The sequence below is a fragment of the Paenibacillus sp. sgz302164 genome, from assembly GCF_056120505.1.
The window spans coordinates 221,950-242,288 of the sequence record NZ_JBVYOL010000004.1; the positions used below are offsets into that span (position 1 = coordinate 221,950).

Genomic DNA, 20,339 nt, shown 5'->3' on the forward strand with positions numbered 1-20,339 from the left:
TATGAAGACGACACCCGCTCTTCGTATTAATGCTTCGAGGCTGCAGCGGCGTATTGCGGAGCTGGCCCAAATCGGGCGCATCGGCGATACCGGCGTATGCAGGCTGGCGCTGTCCCGGGAAGACCGGGAGGCCGTGGAACTGGTCAAATCGTGGATGGAAGAAGCGGGTATGAGCGCGTCGATCGACCCGTTCGCCAATTTGATCGGGGTCAAGCAGGGCAGCGATCCGGCGGCTCCCGTGCTGATGCTCGGCTCGCACATCGATTCGCAGCCTTACGGCGGCCGGTATGACGGCGTAATCGGCGTGCTTGGCGCTATTGAAGCCGTGCAAACGATGGCGGAGGAAGGCATTGTGCCGGCATACACGATTGAAGTCGTTGCTTTTTGTGACGAGGAGGGCTGCCGGTTCAACAAAGGCTTGTTCGGCGTCCGGGGAATGACCGGGAGGCTTGAAGAAGGAGAGCTGGAGCGAACGGATAAAAACGGCGTGACCCGCAGGCAGGCGTTGGCCGAATTCGGCTGCGATCCGGCGGGATTTGCGGATTACCGGTTTCAAGACGGCCGGATCGGCGCTTTTTTGGAGCTGCACATCGAGCAGGGCCCTGTGCTGGAAGCGCTGGAAGCGCCGATCGGGATCGTCAGCGGCATCTCCGGTCCCTTGTGGCTGACGGTGGAGATGACCGGCTTCGCCGGGCACGCGGGATCGGTGCCGATGCCGCTGCGCCGGGATGCGCTGGTCGGCTGCGCGAAAGTGATCATAGCGCTGAACGAGCTGGCGCAGCGGGAGCCGGGAGCGCCGACGGTCGGCACGGTCGGCTCGCTCACGGTGTTTCCGGATTCGCGCAACATCATCCCGGAGAAGGTGTCCTTCACCGTCGATCTTCGCGATATCGACCTGCAGCGCCGCAACGCGCTGGAATCCGAGCTGCTCAGCGTGATCGAACATGCCGCACAGGAGCACGGGCTCACCTACACGATCCGCGAGGATACGAACAGCGAGCCGCGCTACTGCGCCGACTGGATCAAGCGAACGCTGCGGCAGGAGGCGGCCGCCATGGGCCTGGCTCCGCCGGAGCTGATGAGCGGGCCGTTTCACGATTCGCTGACGATGTCGCACGTATGCGATTACGGCATGATTTTCGTCCGCTGCAAGCAGGGGATCAGCCATAACCCCGAGGAGTTTGCCGCCGGGGAAGATATCGCGCTGGGCGCGGAACTGCTGTACCGGGCGGCACTGCAAATTTGTTCCGCCAAAGGAGGGCAATAAACGTGAGTATCGTGAAAATCGGGCTTATTCAGGCGGCCAATGACGTTCACGGCGATGAGCCGGTTGAAGTCCACAAGAGCTGGGCGATTGAGAAGCATATCCGGCTGATCCGGGATGCGGCGCAGCAGGGCGCGCAAATCGTCTCGCTGCAGGAAATCTTTTACGGGCCGTACTTTTGCTCGGAGCAGACGACCAAATGGTATGACGCCGCCGAGGAAATTCCGAACGGCCCGACGACGAAGCTGTTTCAGGGGCTGGCCAAGGAGCTCGGCGTCGTCATCGTCCTCCCGATCTATGAAAGAGAAGGGATCGCGACTTACTACAACACGGCGGCTGTCATCGATGCAGATGGCGCGTACCTGGGCAAATACCGCAAGCACCACATTCCGCACGTTGCCGCCGGCGGCGGTTCCTGCGGCTTTTGGGAAAAATATTACTTTAAGCCGGGCAACCTGGGCTATCCCGTTTTCGATACGGCTTATGCCAAGGTCGGCGTATACATTTGCTATGACAGGCATTTTCCGGAAGGAGCCCGGGCACTTGGGCTGAACGGCGCGGAAATCGTGTTTAATCCGTCGGCTACCGTCGCCGGAACGTCGGAATATTTATGGAAGCTGGAACAGCCGGCCCATGCCGTCGCCAACGGCTATTACGTGGCCGCCATCAACCGCGTCGGCGTGGAAGCCCCGTGGAACATGGGCGAATTTTACGGCCAATCGTATTTGGTCGACCCGCGGGGCACGATTGTCGCCATCGGCAGCAGAGACAGCGACGAGGTTGTCATCGGCGAGATGAACAAAGAGCTGATCCGCGAAGTGCGCAATGTGTGGCAGTTTTACCGCGACCGCAGGCCGGAAACTTACGATCAAATCGTCAGCTTGTAACGGGAGGAGGCTATCTATGAGCAGCACATTTATTTCCATCGAACAGTTGAAACGAAATTTCGCCGAAGTGAAGGCCGGCATGCGGCCGAAGGAAGCGATCGAGGAATCCAACCGCTGCCTGTACTGCTATGACGCCCCGTGCGTGAACGCCTGTCCTACGGGCATCGATATTCCGTCCTTCATTAAAAAGATCGCCTCCGGCAATATGAAAGGCTCGGCGCGCACGATTATGGAGGCCAACCCGGTCGGAGCGAGCTGCTCGCGCGTCTGCCCGACTGAAGAGCTGTGCGAAGGCGCATGCGTGCTGAACCGCTCGTCCAAGCCGATCCTGATCGGCGATCTTCAGCGGTATGCGACCGATTGGGCGATGCGTAACGAGCAGAACCTGTTCCAGCCGGGTCTGCCGAACGGCAAAGCCGTTGCCGTGATCGGCGCCGGGCCGGCGGGATTGTCTGCGGCGCGCGAGCTGGCGCGGTTCGGTTTTGCCGTTACGGTGTTCGACGCCAAGCCGCAGGCGGGCGGCCTGAATACGTACGGCATCGTATCGTTCCGGCTGCCGCAGGATGTGGCGCTGTGGGAAGTGGAACAGGTGCGGAAGCTCGGCGTCGAATTCCGCATGAATACGGTCGTCGGCCGGGATATTCGCCCCGAGGAGCTGCTGCGGGACTATGACGCGGTCGTGCTGGCCGCAGGCATGTCGAAAGTTCCGATGCTCGGCATCGAAGGCGAGCGGCTCGCAGGCGTGCATGACGCCATCGAGTTCGTCGAATCGACGAAGACGGACATCGACGGCCGCATGGCCGGCAAGCGCGTAGCCGTCATCGGCGCCGGAAATACGGCCATCGATGCCGCAACGTGTTCCGTGCGCATGGGTGCGGAACAGGTGCAGATTGTATACAGGCGCACGCAGGAAGAGATGACCGCTTACGACTTCGAGTTCGAATTCGCCAAGCAGGACGGCGTCCGTTTCCAATGGCTGACCGCTCCGAAACGGATCATCGGCAACGAACGCGGAGAAGTGACCGGCATCGAATGCGTCCGTATGCGGCTGGAGGAAACCGAGGGCGGCACAGGGCGCAAACGCCCGGTTCCGGTGGAAGGCTCCGACTTTGTGATCGAAGCCGATGCCGTCATCAAAGCGATCGGACAGACGAAGCATGTCTCGCTTATCGAGGAGTTCGGCCTGGAGCATTACCGCGGTACGGTTAAGGTGAATCCGCAGACGGGCGAAACGTCCGATCCGCGCATTTTTGCCGCCGGAGATGTGACGTTCGGCGACGGGCAAGGGGAAGCGATGGTCGTGAGCGCTGCACAGCAAGGCAAGCAGGCCGCCTTTGCCATTTACAACAAGCTGATCAAGCTTCGCCACGAAACGGCGTAAGAGCGCTGGTTCGCTGTTTGGGCGCCAGGCTTATTCATTTTATCAATCGGAACAGGAGGGATCTCTAATGGCTGATTTACGTATTAATTTGGCAGGCATTTCATCCCCGAATCCTTTTTGGCTGGCCTCCGCGCCGCCGACGAACACGGGCTACCAGGTGCAGCGCGCTTTTGAAGCCGGATGGGGCGGGGCGGTATGGAAGACGCTGGGGGACCCGATCATCAACACTTCTTCGCGCTTTGCGGCGGTGCATTTTAACGGCATGCGGGTAGCGGGCTTCAACAATATCGAACTGATCACCGACCGGCCGCTGGAGGTCAATCTGAAAGAAATTTACGAGACGAAAAAGCGGTTCCCGAACCATGCCGTAGTCGCTTCCCTGATGGTGGAGCCGAAGCGCGAGAAATGGCATGAAATTGTCAAAAAAGTGGAAGCCGTCGGCGTTGACGGGCTCGAACTGAACTTTGGCTGTCCGCACGGGATGGCGGAGCGCGGAATGGGGGCCGCTTCCGGGCAGCAGCCGGATCTGGTCGAAGCACAGACGATGTGGGCCAAAGAAGCGGCGCAAACGCCGGTCATCGTCAAGCTGACGCCGAACATTACGGACATTACGGCGACGGCCAAAGCGGCCGTGCGTGGAGGCGCCGACGCGATCTCGCTGATCAACACGATCAACTCGCTCGCCGGCGTCGATCTGGATACGTGGAATACGATTCCCCACGTCGGAGGCAAAGGCGCCCATGGCGGCTACTGCGGCCCGGCCGTCAAGCCGATTGCGCTGAACATGGTCGCGGAATGTGCCATGGGCGCCGCTATCGGCGTGCCGATCTCGGGAATCGGCGGCATTTCCAACTGGCAGGATGCGGTCGAGTTTTTGCTTATGGGAGCGACGGGCGTGCAGGTATGCACCGCTGCGATGCATCACGGCTTCCGGATCGTCGAGGATATGATCGACGGCCTGAACAATTACCTCGACGGCAAAGGGCTTGCCAGCGTCACCGAGCTCGTCGGCAAAACCGTAACCCGCTATTCGGATTGGGGCAACCTTGACTTGAACTACCAAGTCGTCGCCCGGATCGATGCGGAGACGTGTATCAACTGCAACAAGTGCCATATCGCCTGCGAAGATACTTCGCACCAGTGCATCGAACGCGTCACGGATGCAAGCGGTGCGCCGATCCTGCAAGTCCGGGAGGAAGACTGCGTAGGCTGCAATTTGTGCTCGATCGTGTGCCCTGTAGACGGGGCGATTACCATGGTGGAAGTTCCTTCCGGGCTCGCGCCCATGACGTGGAACGAAAGACAGGAAGCGATAGCCGGCATGCGAACCGACAAAGAGAATACGACCAAGGAGGCTGTGTAGCCGATGGCCAAACTCATTAAGAACGGCACGATCGTCACCGCCACAGACAGCTATCAGGCGGACGTCTACATCGATAACGGCGTTATTGTGAAAGTGGGAATCGGATTGGAAGCGGAAGGAGCTGAGGTCATCGATGCGGCAGGGCTCTATGTGTTTCCCGGCGGGGTCGACCCCCATACGCATCTGGATATGCCTTTTGGCGGCACGGTTACGGCGGACGATTGGGAGACAGGTACAAAGGCGGCTGCGTTTGGCGGTACGACGACGATTATTGATTTTTGTCTGACGAACAAAGGAGTTCCGCTGCGGCACTCCGTGCAATCGTGGCATCAAAAGGTGCAGGGCAAAGCCGTCATTGACTACGGTTTTCATCTGATGATCGCCGAAATGAGCGATGCCGTGCTGGAGGAGCTTCCGGCGATGATCCACGACGAAGGGATTACATCGCTGAAAGTGTTCATGGCCTACAAAAACGTGTTTCAGGCCGACGACGGCACCTTGTTCCGCACGCTGCTGGAAGCCAAGGAGCACGGGGCGCTTGTGATGGTTCACGCGGAAAACGGCGACGTCATCGAATATTTGGTCAAAAAGGCGCTGGACGCCGGGCAGACGGAGCCGATCTATCACGCTTTGACCCGGCCTTCGGCGATCGAGGGAGAGGCTACGGGCCGGGCGGCCAAGCTGACCGCGCTAGCCGATTCCCAGCTGTACGTCGTGCACGTTACCTGCGAGGAAGCCGTCCGGCAAATCGCGGAAGCCCGCAACCAGGGGCTGGCCGTATGGGGAGAGACGTGTCCGCAGTATTTGGTTTTGGACCGGTCCGCTCTCGAAAAGCCCGATTTTGAAGGGGCGAAATACGTCTGGTCGCCGCCGCTCCGCGAGAAATTTCATCAGGAAGTGCTGTGGAATGCGCTGAAAAACGGGCAGCTGCAAACGCTCGGTTCCGACCACTGCTCGTTCAACTTCAACGGACAAAAAGATTTGGGCATCGGCGATTTCAGCAAAATCCCGAACGGCGGCCCGATCATCGAAGACCGGTTCACGCTGCTGTATTCGGAAGGTGTGGCAAAAGGCCGGATCACGATCCATCAGTTCGTCGATATCGTGTCGACCCGCAGCGCCAAGCTGTTCGGGCTTTTCCCGAAAAAAGGCACTATCGCCGTAGGCGCGGACGCAGATATCGTGCTGTTCGATCCGAACGTGCAGCGGACGATTTCGGCCGAGACGCATCATATGAACGTCGACTACAATCCGTTCGAAGGCATGACGGTGACGGGGGAGCCGGTATCTGTGCTGTCCAGGGGCGAGTTCGTTGTCAAGAACAAGCAGTTCGCCGGCACCCCGGGCGCAGGACAATTCGTGAAGCGCGCCGCTTACTATACGCCGTATACGGAGAAGGGGACGCCGGCCAAAGAGCCCGTTCAACTGTAAGCGAGGCGGGAGGACGGAAGGACGGAAGCCGCAGAATGTGCAGACTTTCCTGCCAGATCAGGCCTCCGGCCCATCGCCGGCGGGGAGTTCCTGTACCATTGCAGGCTTTTCCGCCAAACGTGCTGGTTCCATCGAAAAAGCCTTCACTGAAGCCGCTGCCCCCTTGCCTACGCGCAGAAAGCCTGCAAAAATCAGGCTGTTGAGAAAACGTATATTGGATAGGCGAATCTCTATAAACGCGTAGACAACCAGCAAAAATCAGATTGTTGATAAAGTGACGGTTTAGAGGAATCAGAGGGGCAGGGGCACCGCCGTTCTTCCGTAATTCATTTCTCTCCTGTATGGGGCGCGGAATTGAAGTAGGGGAAGACAAGGCGGCTTGGCGGAAAAACCTGCGAAAGTGCAGGCTTTTTCCGTAAAAATGGTTCATTTTGGCGAAAAGCTTGCGATTGTGCAGGAATTTTTGATGAAAATGAACCTGAGCCCCTGTTCGCGGCAAAAAACCTGCACCATTGCAGGAATTTTTCGTGGCCAGCGTATCAACCGAGCAAAAACTGTACTTTTGCAGGCTTTCCTCGCGCAAACAAGCAGATTATGCGACTGGCTCTAGCACGTAGGGTTCTCAACAGCCCGACTTTTTCGAAACCAGACCATCAAGAAGCAAAAGGATGCATTTTTGCAGGCTTTCTGCGCGTTGCCAAGCAGATAAACTAGCTCTTGTGAGCGGTTTTTCTCGACAGTCTGGCTTTTTCGGTTTTTTACACGCGATGTTATTGGAGTCGCCCCAGCTCTTACGAGCGGATTTCTCGACAGTCTGCAAACATACAGTTTTATTGCGCTGTAATACACGCACTTCGAATAATTCCTGCATCGGCTCATCACTGGCAGGGAATTTCTTCACCATTGCAGGTTTGACAAGCTGCTGTGCCGCTTTCGAAGCCGGTTTTGCTTCGCAAAACTCTAAGGAGGTTTTTCCCATGTCCGATTTTGAGCTAGCCATGCTTGAAAAACAAAAACTTGACGGGTTTGTCGCCCGTCAATTTAAAATCGTCGCCGTCAAGGAAGATTTGAGCGGTTCCTGGCTCGATCTGGAGCATCCCGGCGGCGAGCAGGCGACGCTGCATTTGCAAACGGCCGAGGCCCGCAAATATTTCGGCGGCGTACTGATCCGGCAGCGGCGCAGCACGCTTTCCTAACGTATCGCGCCGTGAACGTATTCATAGGCATGCAGGGCGAGCTCAATGGAGACTCGCTTCTGCGGCTGCATGAAATCGCCGCCGAGCAGCTGCGCGATTTTGTCCAGCCGGTGGTAGAGCGTCTGCCTGGCGACAAACAGCTCTTTGGCCGTTTCCTGCTTGGAGCCGCACAAAGCCAAATACATCTTGAGCGTTTTCAGCAATTGGCCGTTTTTTTCCTGATCAAAGCTGATGACGGGCCCGATGTACGCTGCGATGAAGCTGTGCAGCATCCCTGACTTTTTCATCATGTACACGATTTTGTGCACGTGCAGGTCGTCATAGAACGGCTCCTCCAGCGCTCCGGCGTCTTTTTGGATCAGGATCGTTTCCTGAGCCGTTTCGTAGCTCTCTTTCGCGAGGGTGAAATCGGTCGTCACCTTGCCGATGCCCAGAAGCGAGGAGAACAGCGCAAGCTCCTGCCGGGCTTCGGTTTTTTGCAGCCTGCGGATCGCTCTCAGCATTCGCTCCTTGAAGCCGGGAGCCTGCAGCTGATCCAGCAGGACGAAAACGATCTGCTCCTGAAGTTGAGCCGGCAGCAAATACATGCCTTCCGCTTCGAAAATCGCGCGGGCGACCATATTTTTCTGGATGAGCAAAGATTCCCAGTCTTTAAAAACGGCGATATCCGCCTGGATGTCGAACACGCATACGGCTAGCCGGCTCAGCTTTGCGGTCGGTTTGATCGAGCCGATCGTCTCGCGAATATTCGGCAGCGAGTGCTTGCCGCCAAGCCATTCGATGACCCACAGATCCTCTTTGTAGCGCCTTTTTTCTTCGATATACTTCGTGCGCATCATCTCCTGGGCGACCGCCGTGGCACAACGGTCCAGCGCCAGAACGTGGAACTCGCTGAGCTCCTGTTCGGAATAAAGCAGCAAATCCGCAAACAGATGATCGAGGGCGAGGATCGGGCGATGCGCCAGCCTGCTTTTGATTTCGGGGGCGTCGAACATTTCGCCGTAGATCCATTTTTGGTAAAAAGCATCCGCTTTGGGCTTCGGCATGAACGGCATGAAGTGCGCTTCCGCGCCAAGCGGGAAAAAGGCAACCTGCGCCCCCGTCGTCTGATGCAGCAGCTTCAGCAGCGGCTTCAAGCCTTTGCCGGAAAGCAGCAGCTGATTGAGCTCCGTGGATAAAGATTCCAGCTCGGATACCATACGGTGATGCTGATTGATGAAATATGCGTGTAAATCCTGAGTAATATCGATATAGCGGACTTCTTCGTGGAAAAAAATGAGGGGAAAGTGCTCGCGCCTCGCAAGCTCTTTCATTTTCTCCAGCGGCTGTCTGGTATACGTGCCCAGCTCGATGCACAGACCGGAGGCGCCGCAATCAATAAGCTGCTGCAGGAAGGAGACGCTTAAATCCTCATCGTCGTGCCATGCGATGCCTGTCGATAAAATGAGCTCGCTGCCGTTAAGCAGATGCCCGACATGGGTGACCTCCATAATATGGACCCAGCGGACTGTGCGGCTGAGCGCTTCTTCGTCGGCGATAGCTTCCGCTTTGCGGAACAAAGGGCGTTGAAGAATGTCTCGCACAGTAAGTTGAAGCCATGTCTGTACCATGAAACACACCGCCTTTATGTCAGGTAAACTAACACAAAATGAATGAAAAACAGTTTTTCTCATTATACAATGTGTCCAATGGAAGTGGTATACATTTCTTTCGCCCCTATCAGGGATCTTTGTGCTATGGCAAAAGAGGGGAATTTGTCGTACTTATTTTTGAGCGAGGAGGGGAGCATGTATGGAAATCGGAATCCCTAAAGAAATCAAACGCAATGAAAACCGCGTGGCGATGACGCCGACAGGCGTACATGAGCTTAAGCGGCATGGGCATCAAGTATTTGTAGAATCCTGCGCGGGGATTGGTTCCGGATTCGCCGACGAGCAGTATGCCGCCGCAGGCGCCGTTATCGTGGCGACCGCCGAGGAGGCGTGGTCCAAACCGATGGTCATGAAAGTCAAGGAGCCGCTTGCCGAAGAATTCCGGTTTTTTCGCGACGATCTGCTCCTTTTCACGTATTTGCATCTGGCGGCCGAACCTAAGCTGACTTATGCGCTGGCCGAGCAAAAAGTGACGGCTGTAGCTTACGAAACTGTACAGCTTGCAGGCGGGCAGCTTCCGCTGCTCACGCCGATGAGCGAGATCGCCGGCCGCATGTCCGTGCAGATCGGCGCACAGTTTTTGGAGAAATCGCGCGGCGGAAAAGGAATTTTGCTCGGCGGCGTACCCGGCGTCAGGCGCGGGAAAGTGACGATCGTCGGAGGAGGCGTCGTCGGCACAAGCGCAGCGCACATTGCGCTGGGGCTGGGGGCGGACGTAACGATTTTCGATACCGACTTGAACCGGCTGCGCCAACTGGATGAGCTGTTCGGCCATCGCGTGCATACGATCATGTCCAGCGCTTCGGCCGTAGCGGCAGCCGTGGCCGAGTCGGACCTGGCCGTCGGAGCTGTGCTCATCCCCGGAGCCAAAGCCCCCAAGCTGGTCGGCGAATCCGCGGTACACGCCATGGACGGCGGCTCCGTCATCGTCGATGTCGCGATTGACCAGGGCGGCATTTTCGAAACGATCGACCGCCTCACGACGCATGACGAACCCGTGTTCGAAAAACACGGCGTCCTGCACTATGCGGTCGCCAATATGCCGGGCTCGGTTCCCCGCACGTCAACCCTTGCGTTGACGAACGCCACGCTTCCGTACGCGCTGGAAATCGCGAACAAGGGTATCTATGAAGCGGCTTTGGGCAGCCCCCCTCTGCGCAAAGGAATCAATGTAATCGGCGGCTGCATTACGCACGAAGCGGTCGCCGAGGCGCACCACCTGGCCTACATGGAGCCAGGCTCGCTATTGCGCGCAGCTTCCGCGTGATTGCGCAGCGGCCAAAACAAAACGGCAGTCCGAACCCGAAGGGTTCAGCTGCCGTTTTGTTTTGACGACCGGCCGCCGTCATGCAGCGCGACACCGCGCGCTGGGAGCTGTGCGCGGTGCGAAAGTCGTCCAATCTACCCGACTGCGCGAAGAAAGTCTGCAAAAGTGCAGTTTTTTGCTCCTTTATGCGCATGCTTCGCGAAATTCCTGCAATTGTGCAGGCTTTTCCTCGGCACAGGGGCTCAACATTCCATTTTGTCAAAAATTCCTGTACTTTCGCAGGCTTTTCGCCAAAACGAGCTATTTTCATAGAAAATTCCTGCACTTTCGCAGGTTTTCCCGTCGGCCCGGCCTGCCAAGCGCCTCATGCCACTTCGCCGAAATGCAACCGTTCCTGCCCAACACGCGCCTAGCCGGCTCGGGTAGCGACGCCGTAACGAGCGCAGTTCCCAGCCGCGCGGTGCGCTGGACCGCCGCCGTACAACCCATCGGGCACAGCTCCCAGCACCCGGTGCGCCCTAATTAAGCGTCCCCTCTAGCTCCACCTGTTTGGATGGCTTTGCGAAGAAAGGCTGCGATCAATGGATGACTGACATGTTTCAAAGCCGAACGCTCAGGTTGAAATAACGTCCCCATAAAGAAAGGATGCTGATCGAGCTCCATGATGCGAACTTCACCATCAAGATCTGTTCCGGCAATGCGCAAGCCCGCTTTTTCTAACATAGGGCCAAATTCGGGGTTCAAGCCGTAATTGCAAATCCCATACTGTTCAACAATCTCATGGGTTCCATAAATATTTGCCGCTTTTGAACCGGGGCTCAGCTTAAACGTATGTATCTTTTCACTGACCGAGCATGTGAGAGGAGCAACCAGTATCAAAGAAGCGGAAGGATTCTCCTCGGCGTGATCGGCTTCAGCAAGTCCCAGGACATTTCTGGCAAACTCAATTATCATATGCTGAAAACCGCCGCACGTGCCTAAAAAGGGAATCCGGCGCTCGCGGGCAAACCGGATGCCATTGAGGGCGCCTTGCATGCTGCGGTAAGGGCTGGCAGGAACTACCCAAAGCGCATGATACTTGGCAAGCTTCCGCTCGCAATCCTGATCCAGCGAAGGGGTGGGAACCCATTCAAAATGGATGGAGACACCCAGATCATTTGCCGCCAATTGGATCGCTTGAGGTATAGCTGCATGTGCCGTGACTTCCGCATCGTAATCGCCAATTAATCCGATTTGATACACGCTTACACATCCTCTCCAATTTCACTTAAAAATTAATTATAAAAGCTGCATATCTTTAAAATCAATAGTTGAATTTCTGAAAGTAATCGATGAGGAACGTCAAGTTTCCCCGGTTTCTCCAGGCTTGTCCGATGAATACCGCATTGTCGGCAGAGGCTTAATCTAGTATCATTGAGGGTACTGCATATTTAGGAATGAACTAGAAATTTTGGGAGGGAAATAGGTGTGAAAATATTGTTCATCGGCGGTACCGGACTCATTAGTGAAGCTGTCTCCAAGTTAGCTGTGGAGAAGGGGCATGAGCTGTATTTATTCAATCGGGGAGGGCGCAGCAGCTTTGTTCCCGAAGGAGCGCACGTCATTACAGGCGACATTCGCGATGCCGCGGCCGCTTCGCTGACTTTGCAGCCCTACGATTTTGACGTTGTCGTGGATTGGATCGCCTTTACCCCCGACCATGTGCAAACGGATATCGAGCTGTTTCAAGGAAAGACCAAGCAGTACATTTTCATCAGCTCCGCCTCCGCGTACCAAAAACCGCTCCAGCACTATCTCGTCACGGAGCAAACGCCGCTGGACAATCCGTTCTGGCAATATTCGCGCGACAAAATCGCCTGCGAAACGCTGCTCATGGAAGCGTACGGGCGGAACGGGTTCCCTGTGACCATCGTGCGGCCGTCCCATACGTACGGCAATACGATGATTCCGTCGGCGCTGAACAGCCGGCAGCATCCGTGGTCGCTCATAGACCGCATGCGCAGCGGCAAAAAAATCATCGTGCACGGAGACGGCTCATCCCTGTGGACGATGACGCATAACAGCGATTTTGCCAAAGGTCTGGTCGGTTTGCTGGGCAATGAAGCGGCTATCGGGGAGGCGTTTCACATTACTTCCGATGAGGTTCTGTCCTGGAATCAGATCTACGGCTTGATTGGCCGGGCGGCAGGCGTGGAGCCCGAACTTATACATATTTCATCCGATTTTCTGTGCGCGCGTTCCCCGGAGCTGGCCGGTGGGCTGTATGGCGACAAAGCGGTCAGCAGCGTATTCGACAACAGCAAAATCAAACGGTACGTGCCGGAGTATGCGGCGACTGTCCCGTTTGCCGAAGGGATTCAGCGCACGATCCGCTGGTTCGAAGCGGACCCGCACCGCTGTATGGTGGATGACGCCTGGAATATGTGGATGGACGTCATGATTCAAGCTTTTGAAACGGGCATACGCTCATAACGCCGGAATTATTTTTTTCGATATTCAGGAGGATTCGCATGCAGCAATCGAAAAGCGTAAATTCGCTTCATCAATATTCCAACATGCTGCAAAAGTATTTGCTCCCGCAGCGGAAAGCTCTGACTGTGCTTGCTCTGCTGCTTTTTGTTTCCATCGGCATGCAGCTTGTCAATCCGCAAATTATCCGTTTTTTTATCGATACGGCGCAATCCCAGGGGGAAATGACGCCGCTGTACACTGCCGCGGGCTTGTTTATCGCGTTTTCGCTCGCGCATCAGCTGATTTCCGTCGCAGTTACGTATTTTAGTGAAAATATCGGGTGGAAAACGACCAATACGCTCCGCGTGGATTTGGCCGCTCACTGCCTGTCTCTGGATATGTCTTTCCATAAATCGCATACGCCGGGGGCGCTGATCGAGCGGGTTGACGGCGATGTGAATGCGCTGGCCAACTTTTTTTCCAGCATGATGATTCATCTGGTCGGCAATTTGCTTTTAATGATCGGGATTGTTGTCCTGCTGTTCCGGGAAAATTGGATGATCGGCGCGGGGATGGCGCTGTTCGTGCTTTTTGCGTTTGTTATCATTCGGCGGATCCGCAAATTCGCCGTCCCCGTATGGTCGGGGTGGAGGCAGGTGAACGCCGAGTTTTATGGGTTTATCGGGGAGCATCTGGAAGGCACCGAAGATATTCGGGCCAACGGGGCCGCCGGATTTGTGATGGGACGCTTTTATGCGATGCTTCGCCGGATGCTGCCGCTGCGCATCAAAGCGTTCCTCGGATTTTGCGCGATGTGGAACACGTCGATTCTCGTGTTTGCTCTCGGGAATGCGCTTGCATTCGGCATTAGCGCTTACTTGTGGCACACCGAGCATATTTCGCTTGGCACCGTGTATTTGATTTTCTTCTACACCGAGCTGCTGGCAAAGCCGATTGAGAAAATCAGGACGCAAATGGAAGATTTGCAAAAAGCCGACGCCAGCATCAGCCGCATCCGCGAGCTCTTCGAAACGCGCTCGCGGATCGCGGACGGTCCCGGCGCGCCGCTGCCGCAAGGGCCGCTGGGCGTGGCGTTTCGCGATGTGACTTTCAGCTACGAGAGCGACAGCGACGCCGGAGCGCCGACGATTGAGGAGCTGAACGTGACGCTGCGTCCGGGAGAAGTGCTGGGCCTGCTCGGGCGGACGGGGAGCGGGAAGACGACGCTGGCGCGGCTGCTGCTCCGCTTTTACGATCCGCAGCACGGCTCCATCGAGCTGGGCGGCGTCGACATTCGCAGCTGCACACTCAACGACTTGAGACAACGCGTGGCGATGGTCACGCAAAATATCGAAATTATGCAGGGATCGGTCAGAGACAACCTGACCTTTTACGACGATACCGTGCCTGACGGGCGGATTGTCGAAGTGCTGCGGGACCTCGGCCTGGAAGCGTGGTACGAGTCGCTGCCGGAAGGGCTGGAGACGCAGCTTGCTTCCGGGGGCGGAAGCCTTTCGGCAGGCGAAGCGCAGCTGCTCGCTTTTGCCCGGGTGTTTCTGACGGACCCGGGGCTGGTCATTATGGACGAAGCTTCGTCAAGGCTCGATCCGCTAACGGAGCAGCGCATCGAGAAAGCGATCGGCAAGCTGCTGGCAGGCCGCTCCTGCATGATGATCGCGCATCGGCTCGCTACGGTGCAGCGGGCGGACCAGATCGTCATTTTGGAAAACGGCCGGATTCTGGAGTCGGGCAGGCGCGAGCAGTTGGCTGCGGACCCGTCATCCCGGTTCAGCCGGCTGCTTGCCACCGGTCTTGAGGAGGTGCTCGCTTAGCGATGAAGACGCATCAATATTTGTGGCGGTTAATTATGTACCGTCCCGTTCTGTATTGGATAAATGCGGCGGCATGGACGGCCATTTATTTGGCTCCGATCGCGCCGGGGCTTGTGACCAAGGAGTTTTTCGACTTTTTGGCCGGCCAATCGGCTGCGGGGTTCGGCGTATGGGGCATTATCGCGCTTCTGCTGGGCGCTGCGCTCGGCCGGATGATGCTGATCCTGATGGGCTTTATTACGGATGTAAACTTCCGCTTCCGCATGGGCATGCTGCTGCGGCGCAACTTGCTGGAGCATGTGCTCAAGCAGCCCGGAGCGCGGGCGATTCCGGTTTCTCCGGGGGAGGCGATCAGCCATTTCCGCGATGACGTCGACCATTCGGAAGAAGCGGCGAGCTGGTCGGTGGACGTGTTCGGGATGACCTGCTTCGCTGCCGTATCCAGCTGGATTCTTATTCGCATCGATGCGCAGATGACGCTGCTTGTCTTTTTGCCTTTGGTGCTTGTCGTATCGGCAGCCCAACTGGCCACCGCGCGATTGCAAAAATACCGCGCAGCCAGCCGGGAGGCGACGTCCCGCGTGACCAGCGAGATCAGCGAGATGTTCGGGAACGTGCAGGCGATTCAGGTGGCCGGCGCCGAGCGGCGGGTCATCGGCCGTTTTGCCCGTTCGGGCGATGAACGGAGAAAGGCGATGATCAAGGACCGCCTGATGAGCGAACTGCTCGATTCGGTCTTTTCCAACTCGGTCAACCTCGGCACGGGGCTGATCTTGCTGTTGGCAGGGCAAAAAATGCGCGCAGGCACTTTTTCCGTCGGCGATTTTGCGCTGTTCGTCTATTATTTGACGTTCGTCACGCAGTTTATTTCCAATGTCGGCAAATTTTTGACTTATTTCAAGCAGATGAGCGTCGCCCTGGAACGGCTCACTTTGCTGCTGCAGGGGGCTTCCGCCAAAGTGCTGACGATGGTCAGGCCGCTGCACCTTCGTAAAAGCGGCGGATTCGCTGCGGCAAGCCGGGGAATGGCTGCGGACGGCGGTGAAAGCATCGACCCGGATGCGCCGGATGAGCGCACCGTGAACGCCGGCGCCCTGCGGCGTCTTAGCGTAAAAGGGCTGTCGTACCGCTACGCGGATACGGGGAGGGGTATTGCGGACGTGGCATTCAGCCTTGAGCGGGGATCGTTCACCGTCGTCACGGGAGCGATCGGCTCCGGCAAAACGACGCTCGTCCGCACGCTGCTCGGCCTGCTGCCGAAGGCGGACGGCACGGTGGAATGGAACGGCATGGAGGTCGAAGATGCCGGATCGTTCTTCGTCCCGCCGCGCAGCGCCTACACGGCGCAGGTTCCCCGGTTGTACAGCGATACGCTGCGGAACAACATTTTGTTAGGGCAGGCCGGCGGCGAGGACAGCTTGAAGCGGGCGGTCTACGCCGCGGTGATGGAGGAGGACGTCGCTCATTTGCAGGACGGGCTCGAGACGGTCATCGGCCCGCGCGGGGTCAAGCTGTCCGGCGGCCAGGCGCAGCGGACGGCGGCAGCCCGCATGCTCGTGCGCGACGCCGAGCTGTACGTGTTTGACGATCTGTCGAGCGCGCTTGACGTCGAGACGGAGCAAAAGCTTTGGGAGCGGCTGTTCAGGCTGAGGGGCGATGCCACCTGCCTGGTCGTGTCGCACCGCAAAGCGGCTCTCAGCCGGGCCGACCGCATCATCGTGATGAAGGACGGGCGAATTGAAGCGGAAGGGACTTCCGCAGAGCTTTTGCAGGGCAGCGCCACCTTCCGCGAATTGTGGTACGGCGATGACAGAGGCTCGTCAGGGACAGCCGGCTAACCGATAAAACGAATTAGCTCGCCGACGAATTTTTCCAAATACTTTTGGTCGATTGCATCGAATCTGTCCTTGACGGGGCTGTCGATATCGAGAACGCCGATCAGCTCGTTATGCTTGATCAGCGGGATGACGATCTCCGATTGCGAAGCGGCGTCACACGCAATGTGGCCGGGAAATTGATGGACATCGGCGACCCGGACGGTTTGTCTTTGGAGAGCGGATGTCCCGCACACGCCTTTGCCGAGAGGAATTCGCACGCAGGCGGGGAGGCCTTGGAAGGGACCGAGCACAAGCTCGTTGTTTTTCAGCAAATAAAAGCCCGCCCAATTCACTTCCTGAAGAAAAGAGCGAAGCAGGGCCGACGCGTTGGCCAGATTGGCGGTTTGGTCCGATTCGCCTTCCAATAAAGAGGTCAGCTGTTTGATAAGCGTTTCGTAGTTTTCCTCTCTCGATCCGGTATAGCTGGCAGATTGGAACATGGGAAATCCTCCGTTTTCGTAAGGTGATGGCAGTTTCTTTCTTCAAATAACCTTAGCGCGCCGGAGGCGCCAAGTCAACAGAGCGCGAATACGGAATGCCGCATATTTTTGGCAAGTTCCGCTTTCTTTGTTATCATAGGTCATAGGTACAATATCCAATTAAAGAAAGCGGTGAAAAGTGGATGACAGAGCATACGCATGAAACCGGCGGATATGAGCTGGCGACATTTGCAGGAGGATGCTTTTGGTGCATGGTAACCCCCTTTGAGGAGATGCCGGGCATCGTGAAGGTCGTTTCGGGATATACCGGAGGACACACGGTGAACCCAACGTACGAAGAAGTTTGTTCGGAAACGACCGGGCACGCGGAAGCGGTGCAAATCACGTTTGATCCGAAGCTGTTCCCTTACGAGAAGCTGCTGGACATTTTTTGGCGGCAAATTGATCCGACAGATGCCGGCGGTCAGTTTTATGACAGAGGCTCGTCGTATCGCAGCGCGATCTTTTACCATAGCGAGGAGCAGCGGGAGCAGGCGGAAGCGTCCAAGCTGGCGCTAGAACAAAGCGGACGGTTTGATCGCCCGGTCGCGACGGAAATCGTGGCGGCAGGCGTATTTTATCCGGCGGAAGAGTACCATCAGGATTATCACCATAAAAATCCGCTCCGTTACAAAATGTACCGGAAAGGCTCCGGCCGTGACGCTTTTATCGAAAATCACTGGAACACTGACAGAGACAAGGAAGCGCGCAGGGGCAACTTGACGAAGCTTCAATATGAAGTTACGCAAAATAGCGCGACCGAGCCGCCGTTTCAAAATGAGTTTTGGGACCATCACGAAGAAGGCATTTACGTCGATATCGTCTCAGGGGAACCGCTGTTCAGCTCGCGGGACAAATTTGATTCGGGCTGCGGCTGGCCGAGCTTTACCCAACCTTTGTATGCCGGCACGATCAAAGAGAAGCAGGATTTAAGCCATTTCATGGTGCGCACCGAAGTGAGGAGCCAGGAGGCCGACTCGCATCTCGGACACGTGTTTAACGACGGGCCTGGGCCGACCGGACTGCGCTATTGCATCAATTCCGCCGCACTGCGCTTCATCCCGGTTGACGATCTTGAAAAAGAAGGCTACGGAGCATACCGCCGACTTTTTGATTAATGCAAAAGCTGCAATTCCTCCATCTCAGCATGGAGGGGGCGCGGCTTTTTTGCCTATATAATCGATGAACGTCGGTGATCCGGCGTCATAATTCTCCAACGCGGTCAGGGCTTTGCCGCCCAAAGACGGCGGTGCTGGTGATCGCGCAGCGGCTCTTTTCTCATGCGCGCCTCTCCCGGCGCGGGCTGCAGCGCTGCACGGCGGGCGGTCACGCGCCGGAGAGGCAGTACCGCGCGCAGCTCCAAGCACGCGGTGTTGCGCCGCATGACGGGGGCCGGTCGGCCACATGGCCGGCTTGGGGAGAAAACCTGCGAAAGTGCAGGTTTTTTCTGAGAAAGCGATTCATTTTGGCAAAAAGCCTGCAAAAGTGCAGGAATTTTCGCTGAAAATGAATCTGAGCCCCTGTGCGTGGCGAAAAGCCTGCACAAATGCAGGAATGTTTCGTTTTCAGCGTATGAACGAGCAAAAGCCTGCACTTTTGCAGGCTTTCTCCGCGCGCTCAGGCAATTAGGCGGCCGGGCTCAATACGAATCGGCCGAAGCGCTCCCAAAAGTGCTGGAAATGAGGATGTAGCAAGTGCTTTGTTTGCTCGTACAGTAACGGGACCATCAATAAGTATCGGGTGACAAGAACATGATCTCATTCTTTTTCGCGATTAATCATACTTCTGCTTGACACTGGAGTTGTTATTGATTTATTATGAGGAAAATTTAGGTATGTAGGAAGGAGCGTGAGCGAGGATGAAAAAGGCATTTGGATATGAGCGCATTCAACTGTGGAGCCCATCGGAAGGCGACCATTTATTTATAAACGCCCCAAAGCCTTATACCTCGCCACGCGGCCTTTTTTCGATATCCCTATCTCCCTGACGACAGGGAGGAATTGCAGGCAAAATTGCGTCATTTTTGACGCATTTGTCCGGGTATGAAAAGACCGCTGGAGTCCAGCGGTCTTTTTGTTTTATAAGGCGATGGGGGAATAATAAAAAAAGGGTTGACAGCAAAAAAAACCCGTGATAAGATCATAATCAGTAAAGCGGTAAAACATTAAAGTGATAAAGCGCGAAAGCAAAAAAGTGTAACATTGTAAAAACTACGAAGAAAGGAAGGGATAGGCCATGAGAAAGCCATTATTTATGAATCCATGCGAGCAGTCTAATCAGCAACAGCCATTTGGCTATCATGAGATATCGATCATTCATGAGCATGCCGATATTTGGCGCGAGAGCGGCAGTAAAGGGGCATTTAGCAACTTTCTTAAAGCCTATATCCAGCCAATCAAAAGTAGTTTTTACGTGCCACGTTTGGGCCGTGCAATCCTAAAAAGAGGAGGAACGGCGCTAACGTGATCATGAATCGCGGACCGTTCTGAATCTGAATCCGTTGATCCATAGATTTGTACGTAAAAGGCTACTTGCACCCTTGGCGAGTGGTCCATTTGTGTTTGTCGTAATTCCGGACTACCGGGTTAGGCGAAACGATACAAGTGGAACCGCAATGGGCGAGTAGCCTTTTCTACACCGTAATAACGAACATATGTTTCATTGAGGGCGGGGTTATTGCACTCGTATTGAAAACGAGCGCCTCCAAGGGTTCAAAAGACCAAAGGTGAAGCCGGCTAACTCGGCAATCAGCAAAATCGTCGATCACAGGACAAATCCTGCTCGACCCTCCAAATACTTGGCGCATTAGGCAAGCGGTCTAAGCCACAGGACTTTCAATCCTGCATTCGCTCGGTTCGAATCCGGCATGCGTCACCAAAATGCGGAATTAGTTTAACGGAAGAACGGGTGCCTCCCAAGCATTCGGTATGGGTTCGATTCCGGTTGATCTCCCTATATTGCCTCTTAGCCAAGTTGGTAAGGCAGCGGCCTTTGAAGCCGCGATCCCAGGTTCGAGCCCTGGAGGGGCAGCCATGCGGCTGTGATGGAATGGCAGACATACGAGCCTCAGATGCTCGTGCAGCGAAAGCTCACCTGTGGGTTCAAGTCCCACTTGCCGCACCAAAAAGTACATAAATGAACGGTTCGCAGAGTGTGAGTCGACCATGAGTTGGGTTCAGAGTTGTGGTTGAACGAAACACAAGCTGTAAAAAAATCTGTGGGAGACTAACCCGCTCCAAGCAAGGATTTACCGTGTCCA

Annotated in this window: 18 protein-coding genes and 3 tRNA genes; 17 read left to right on the forward strand and 4 right to left on the reverse strand. The window is 56.2% G+C overall.

From position 1 onward, the window contains the following. The first annotated feature begins 1 nt into the window (after position 1). The 6 genes from AC0LWT_RS09055 to AC0LWT_RS09080 all read left to right on the forward strand — a co-directional run bounded on the left by AC0LWT_RS09055 (position 2) and on the right by AC0LWT_RS09080 (position 6,936). Positions 2 to 1,267, forward strand: coding sequence for a M20 family metallo-hydrolase (locus tag AC0LWT_RS09055; RefSeq protein WP_474680908.1), 1,266 nt, complete (start codon positions 2 to 4; stop codon positions 1,265 to 1,267). A 2-nt stretch (positions 1,268 to 1,269) separates the two neighbouring features. Further along, positions 1,270 to 2,151 (forward strand): nitrilase-related carbon-nitrogen hydrolase, encoded by an 882-nt coding sequence (locus tag AC0LWT_RS09060; protein WP_474680909.1) that lies wholly within the window; start codon positions 1,270 to 1,272, stop codon positions 2,149 to 2,151. 16 nt (positions 2,152 to 2,167) lie between these two features. Next, positions 2,168 to 3,532, forward strand: a complete 1,365-nt coding sequence (locus AC0LWT_RS09065) for an NAD(P)-dependent oxidoreductase (RefSeq protein WP_474680910.1) — start codon at positions 2,168 to 2,170, stop codon at positions 3,530 to 3,532. A 67-nt stretch (positions 3,533 to 3,599) separates the two neighbouring features. Then, positions 3,600 to 4,895, forward strand: a complete 1,296-nt coding sequence (gene preA / locus AC0LWT_RS09070; RefSeq protein WP_474680911.1) for an NAD-dependent dihydropyrimidine dehydrogenase subunit PreA — start codon at positions 3,600 to 3,602, stop codon at positions 4,893 to 4,895. Positions 4,896 to 4,898: 3 nt separating this feature from the next. Beyond that, positions 4,899 to 6,326 (forward strand): dihydropyrimidinase, encoded by a 1,428-nt coding sequence (gene hydA, locus AC0LWT_RS09075; protein ID WP_474680912.1) that lies wholly within the window; start codon positions 4,899 to 4,901, stop codon positions 6,324 to 6,326. Positions 6,327 to 6,705: 379 nt separating this feature from the next. Beyond that, complete coding sequence (locus AC0LWT_RS09080; protein ID WP_474680913.1) at positions 6,706 to 6,936, forward strand: hypothetical protein; 231 nt, start codon at positions 6,706 to 6,708, stop codon at positions 6,934 to 6,936. A 12-nt stretch (positions 6,937 to 6,948) separates the two neighbouring features. Here the strand turns inward: AC0LWT_RS09080 and AC0LWT_RS09085 are convergent, their stop codons facing one another. Further along, positions 6,949 to 7,305 (reverse strand): hypothetical protein, encoded by a 357-nt coding sequence (locus tag AC0LWT_RS09085; RefSeq protein ID WP_474680914.1) that lies wholly within the window; start codon positions 7,303 to 7,305, stop codon positions 6,949 to 6,951. Here AC0LWT_RS09085 and AC0LWT_RS09090 point away from each other — a divergent pair. Next, positions 7,304 to 7,522 (forward strand): hypothetical protein, encoded by a 219-nt coding sequence (locus tag AC0LWT_RS09090; RefSeq protein ID WP_474680915.1) that lies wholly within the window; start codon positions 7,304 to 7,306, stop codon positions 7,520 to 7,522. The two genes, AC0LWT_RS09085 and AC0LWT_RS09090, sit on opposite strands and share 2 nt — an antisense overlap. On the opposite strand, the gene AC0LWT_RS09095 is transcribed toward AC0LWT_RS09090, so the two are convergent. Then, positions 7,519 to 9,132 (reverse strand): PucR family transcriptional regulator, encoded by a 1,614-nt coding sequence (locus AC0LWT_RS09095; protein WP_474680916.1) that lies wholly within the window; start codon positions 9,130 to 9,132, stop codon positions 7,519 to 7,521. The two genes, AC0LWT_RS09090 and AC0LWT_RS09095, sit on opposite strands and share 4 nt — an antisense overlap. Positions 9,133 to 9,313: 181 nt before the next feature. Between AC0LWT_RS09095 and ald the strand changes: the two genes are divergently transcribed. Next, entirely contained in the window at positions 9,314 to 10,441 is a 1,128-nt protein-coding gene (ald, locus tag AC0LWT_RS09100) for an alanine dehydrogenase (RefSeq protein ID WP_474680917.1), read from the forward strand. Positions 10,442 to 10,963: 522 nt separating this feature from the next. Here the strand turns inward: ald and AC0LWT_RS09105 are convergent. After that, positions 10,964 to 11,683, reverse strand: a complete 720-nt coding sequence (locus AC0LWT_RS09105) for a CTP synthase C-terminal region-related (seleno)protein (RefSeq protein ID WP_474680918.1) — start codon at positions 11,681 to 11,683, stop codon at positions 10,964 to 10,966. A 225-nt stretch (positions 11,684 to 11,908) separates the two neighbouring features. Between AC0LWT_RS09105 and AC0LWT_RS09110 the strand changes: the two genes are divergently transcribed. Genes AC0LWT_RS09110 through AC0LWT_RS09120 form a run of 3 tightly spaced genes read left to right on the forward strand, consistent with a single transcriptional unit; the run spans position 11,909 to position 16,562 of the window. Then, positions 11,909 to 12,913, forward strand: a complete 1,005-nt coding sequence (locus AC0LWT_RS09110; protein ID WP_474680919.1) for an SDR family oxidoreductase — start codon at positions 11,909 to 11,911, stop codon at positions 12,911 to 12,913. 38 nt (positions 12,914 to 12,951) lie between these two features. Then, positions 12,952 to 14,724 carry an ABC transporter ATP-binding protein gene (locus AC0LWT_RS09115; RefSeq protein WP_474680920.1) on the forward strand — a complete coding sequence of 591 codons (1,773 nt, stop codon included), beginning with the start codon at positions 12,952 to 12,954 and terminating at the stop codon, positions 14,722 to 14,724. 2 nt (positions 14,725 to 14,726) lie between these two features. Beyond that, positions 14,727 to 16,562, forward strand: a complete 1,836-nt coding sequence (locus tag AC0LWT_RS09120; RefSeq protein WP_474680921.1) for an ABC transporter ATP-binding protein — start codon at positions 14,727 to 14,729, stop codon at positions 16,560 to 16,562. On the opposite strand, the gene AC0LWT_RS09125 is transcribed toward AC0LWT_RS09120, so the two are convergent. Beyond that, positions 16,559 to 17,041 (reverse strand): GAF domain-containing protein, encoded by a 483-nt coding sequence (locus AC0LWT_RS09125; RefSeq protein ID WP_474680922.1) that lies wholly within the window; start codon positions 17,039 to 17,041, stop codon positions 16,559 to 16,561. The genes AC0LWT_RS09120 and AC0LWT_RS09125 overlap by 4 nt on opposite strands. A 182-nt stretch (positions 17,042 to 17,223) precedes the next feature. On the opposite strand from AC0LWT_RS09125, the gene msrA reads away from it, so the two are divergent. The 6 genes from msrA to AC0LWT_RS09155 all read left to right on the forward strand — a co-directional run bounded on the left by msrA (position 17,224) and on the right by AC0LWT_RS09155 (position 20,203). Further along, positions 17,224 to 18,198, forward strand: coding sequence for a peptide-methionine (S)-S-oxide reductase MsrA (gene msrA, locus AC0LWT_RS09130; protein ID WP_474680923.1), 975 nt, complete (start codon positions 17,224 to 17,226; stop codon positions 18,196 to 18,198). A 286-nt stretch (positions 18,199 to 18,484) separates the two neighbouring features. Further along, the gene (locus AC0LWT_RS09135; RefSeq protein ID WP_474680924.1) at positions 18,485 to 18,709 is read left to right on the forward strand and encodes a hypothetical protein; all 225 of its coding nucleotides are present in this window, start codon (positions 18,485 to 18,487) and stop codon (positions 18,707 to 18,709) included. Between the two features lie 606 nt (positions 18,710 to 19,315). Continuing rightward, positions 19,316 to 19,546: a hypothetical protein gene (locus tag AC0LWT_RS09140; protein WP_474680925.1), complete on the forward strand. Its 231-nt coding sequence runs from the start codon at positions 19,316 to 19,318 to the stop codon at positions 19,544 to 19,546. A gap of 333 nt (positions 19,547 to 19,879) precedes the next feature. Beyond that, a tRNA-Glu gene (locus AC0LWT_RS09145) sits at positions 19,880 to 19,957 on the forward strand. A gap of 81 nt (positions 19,958 to 20,038) precedes the next feature. Further along, positions 20,039 to 20,113, forward strand: a tRNA-Gln gene (locus AC0LWT_RS09150). A gap of 1 nt (position 20,114) precedes the next feature. After that, positions 20,115 to 20,203, forward strand: a tRNA-Leu gene (locus AC0LWT_RS09155). Positions 20,204 to 20,339 lie beyond the last annotated feature (136 nt).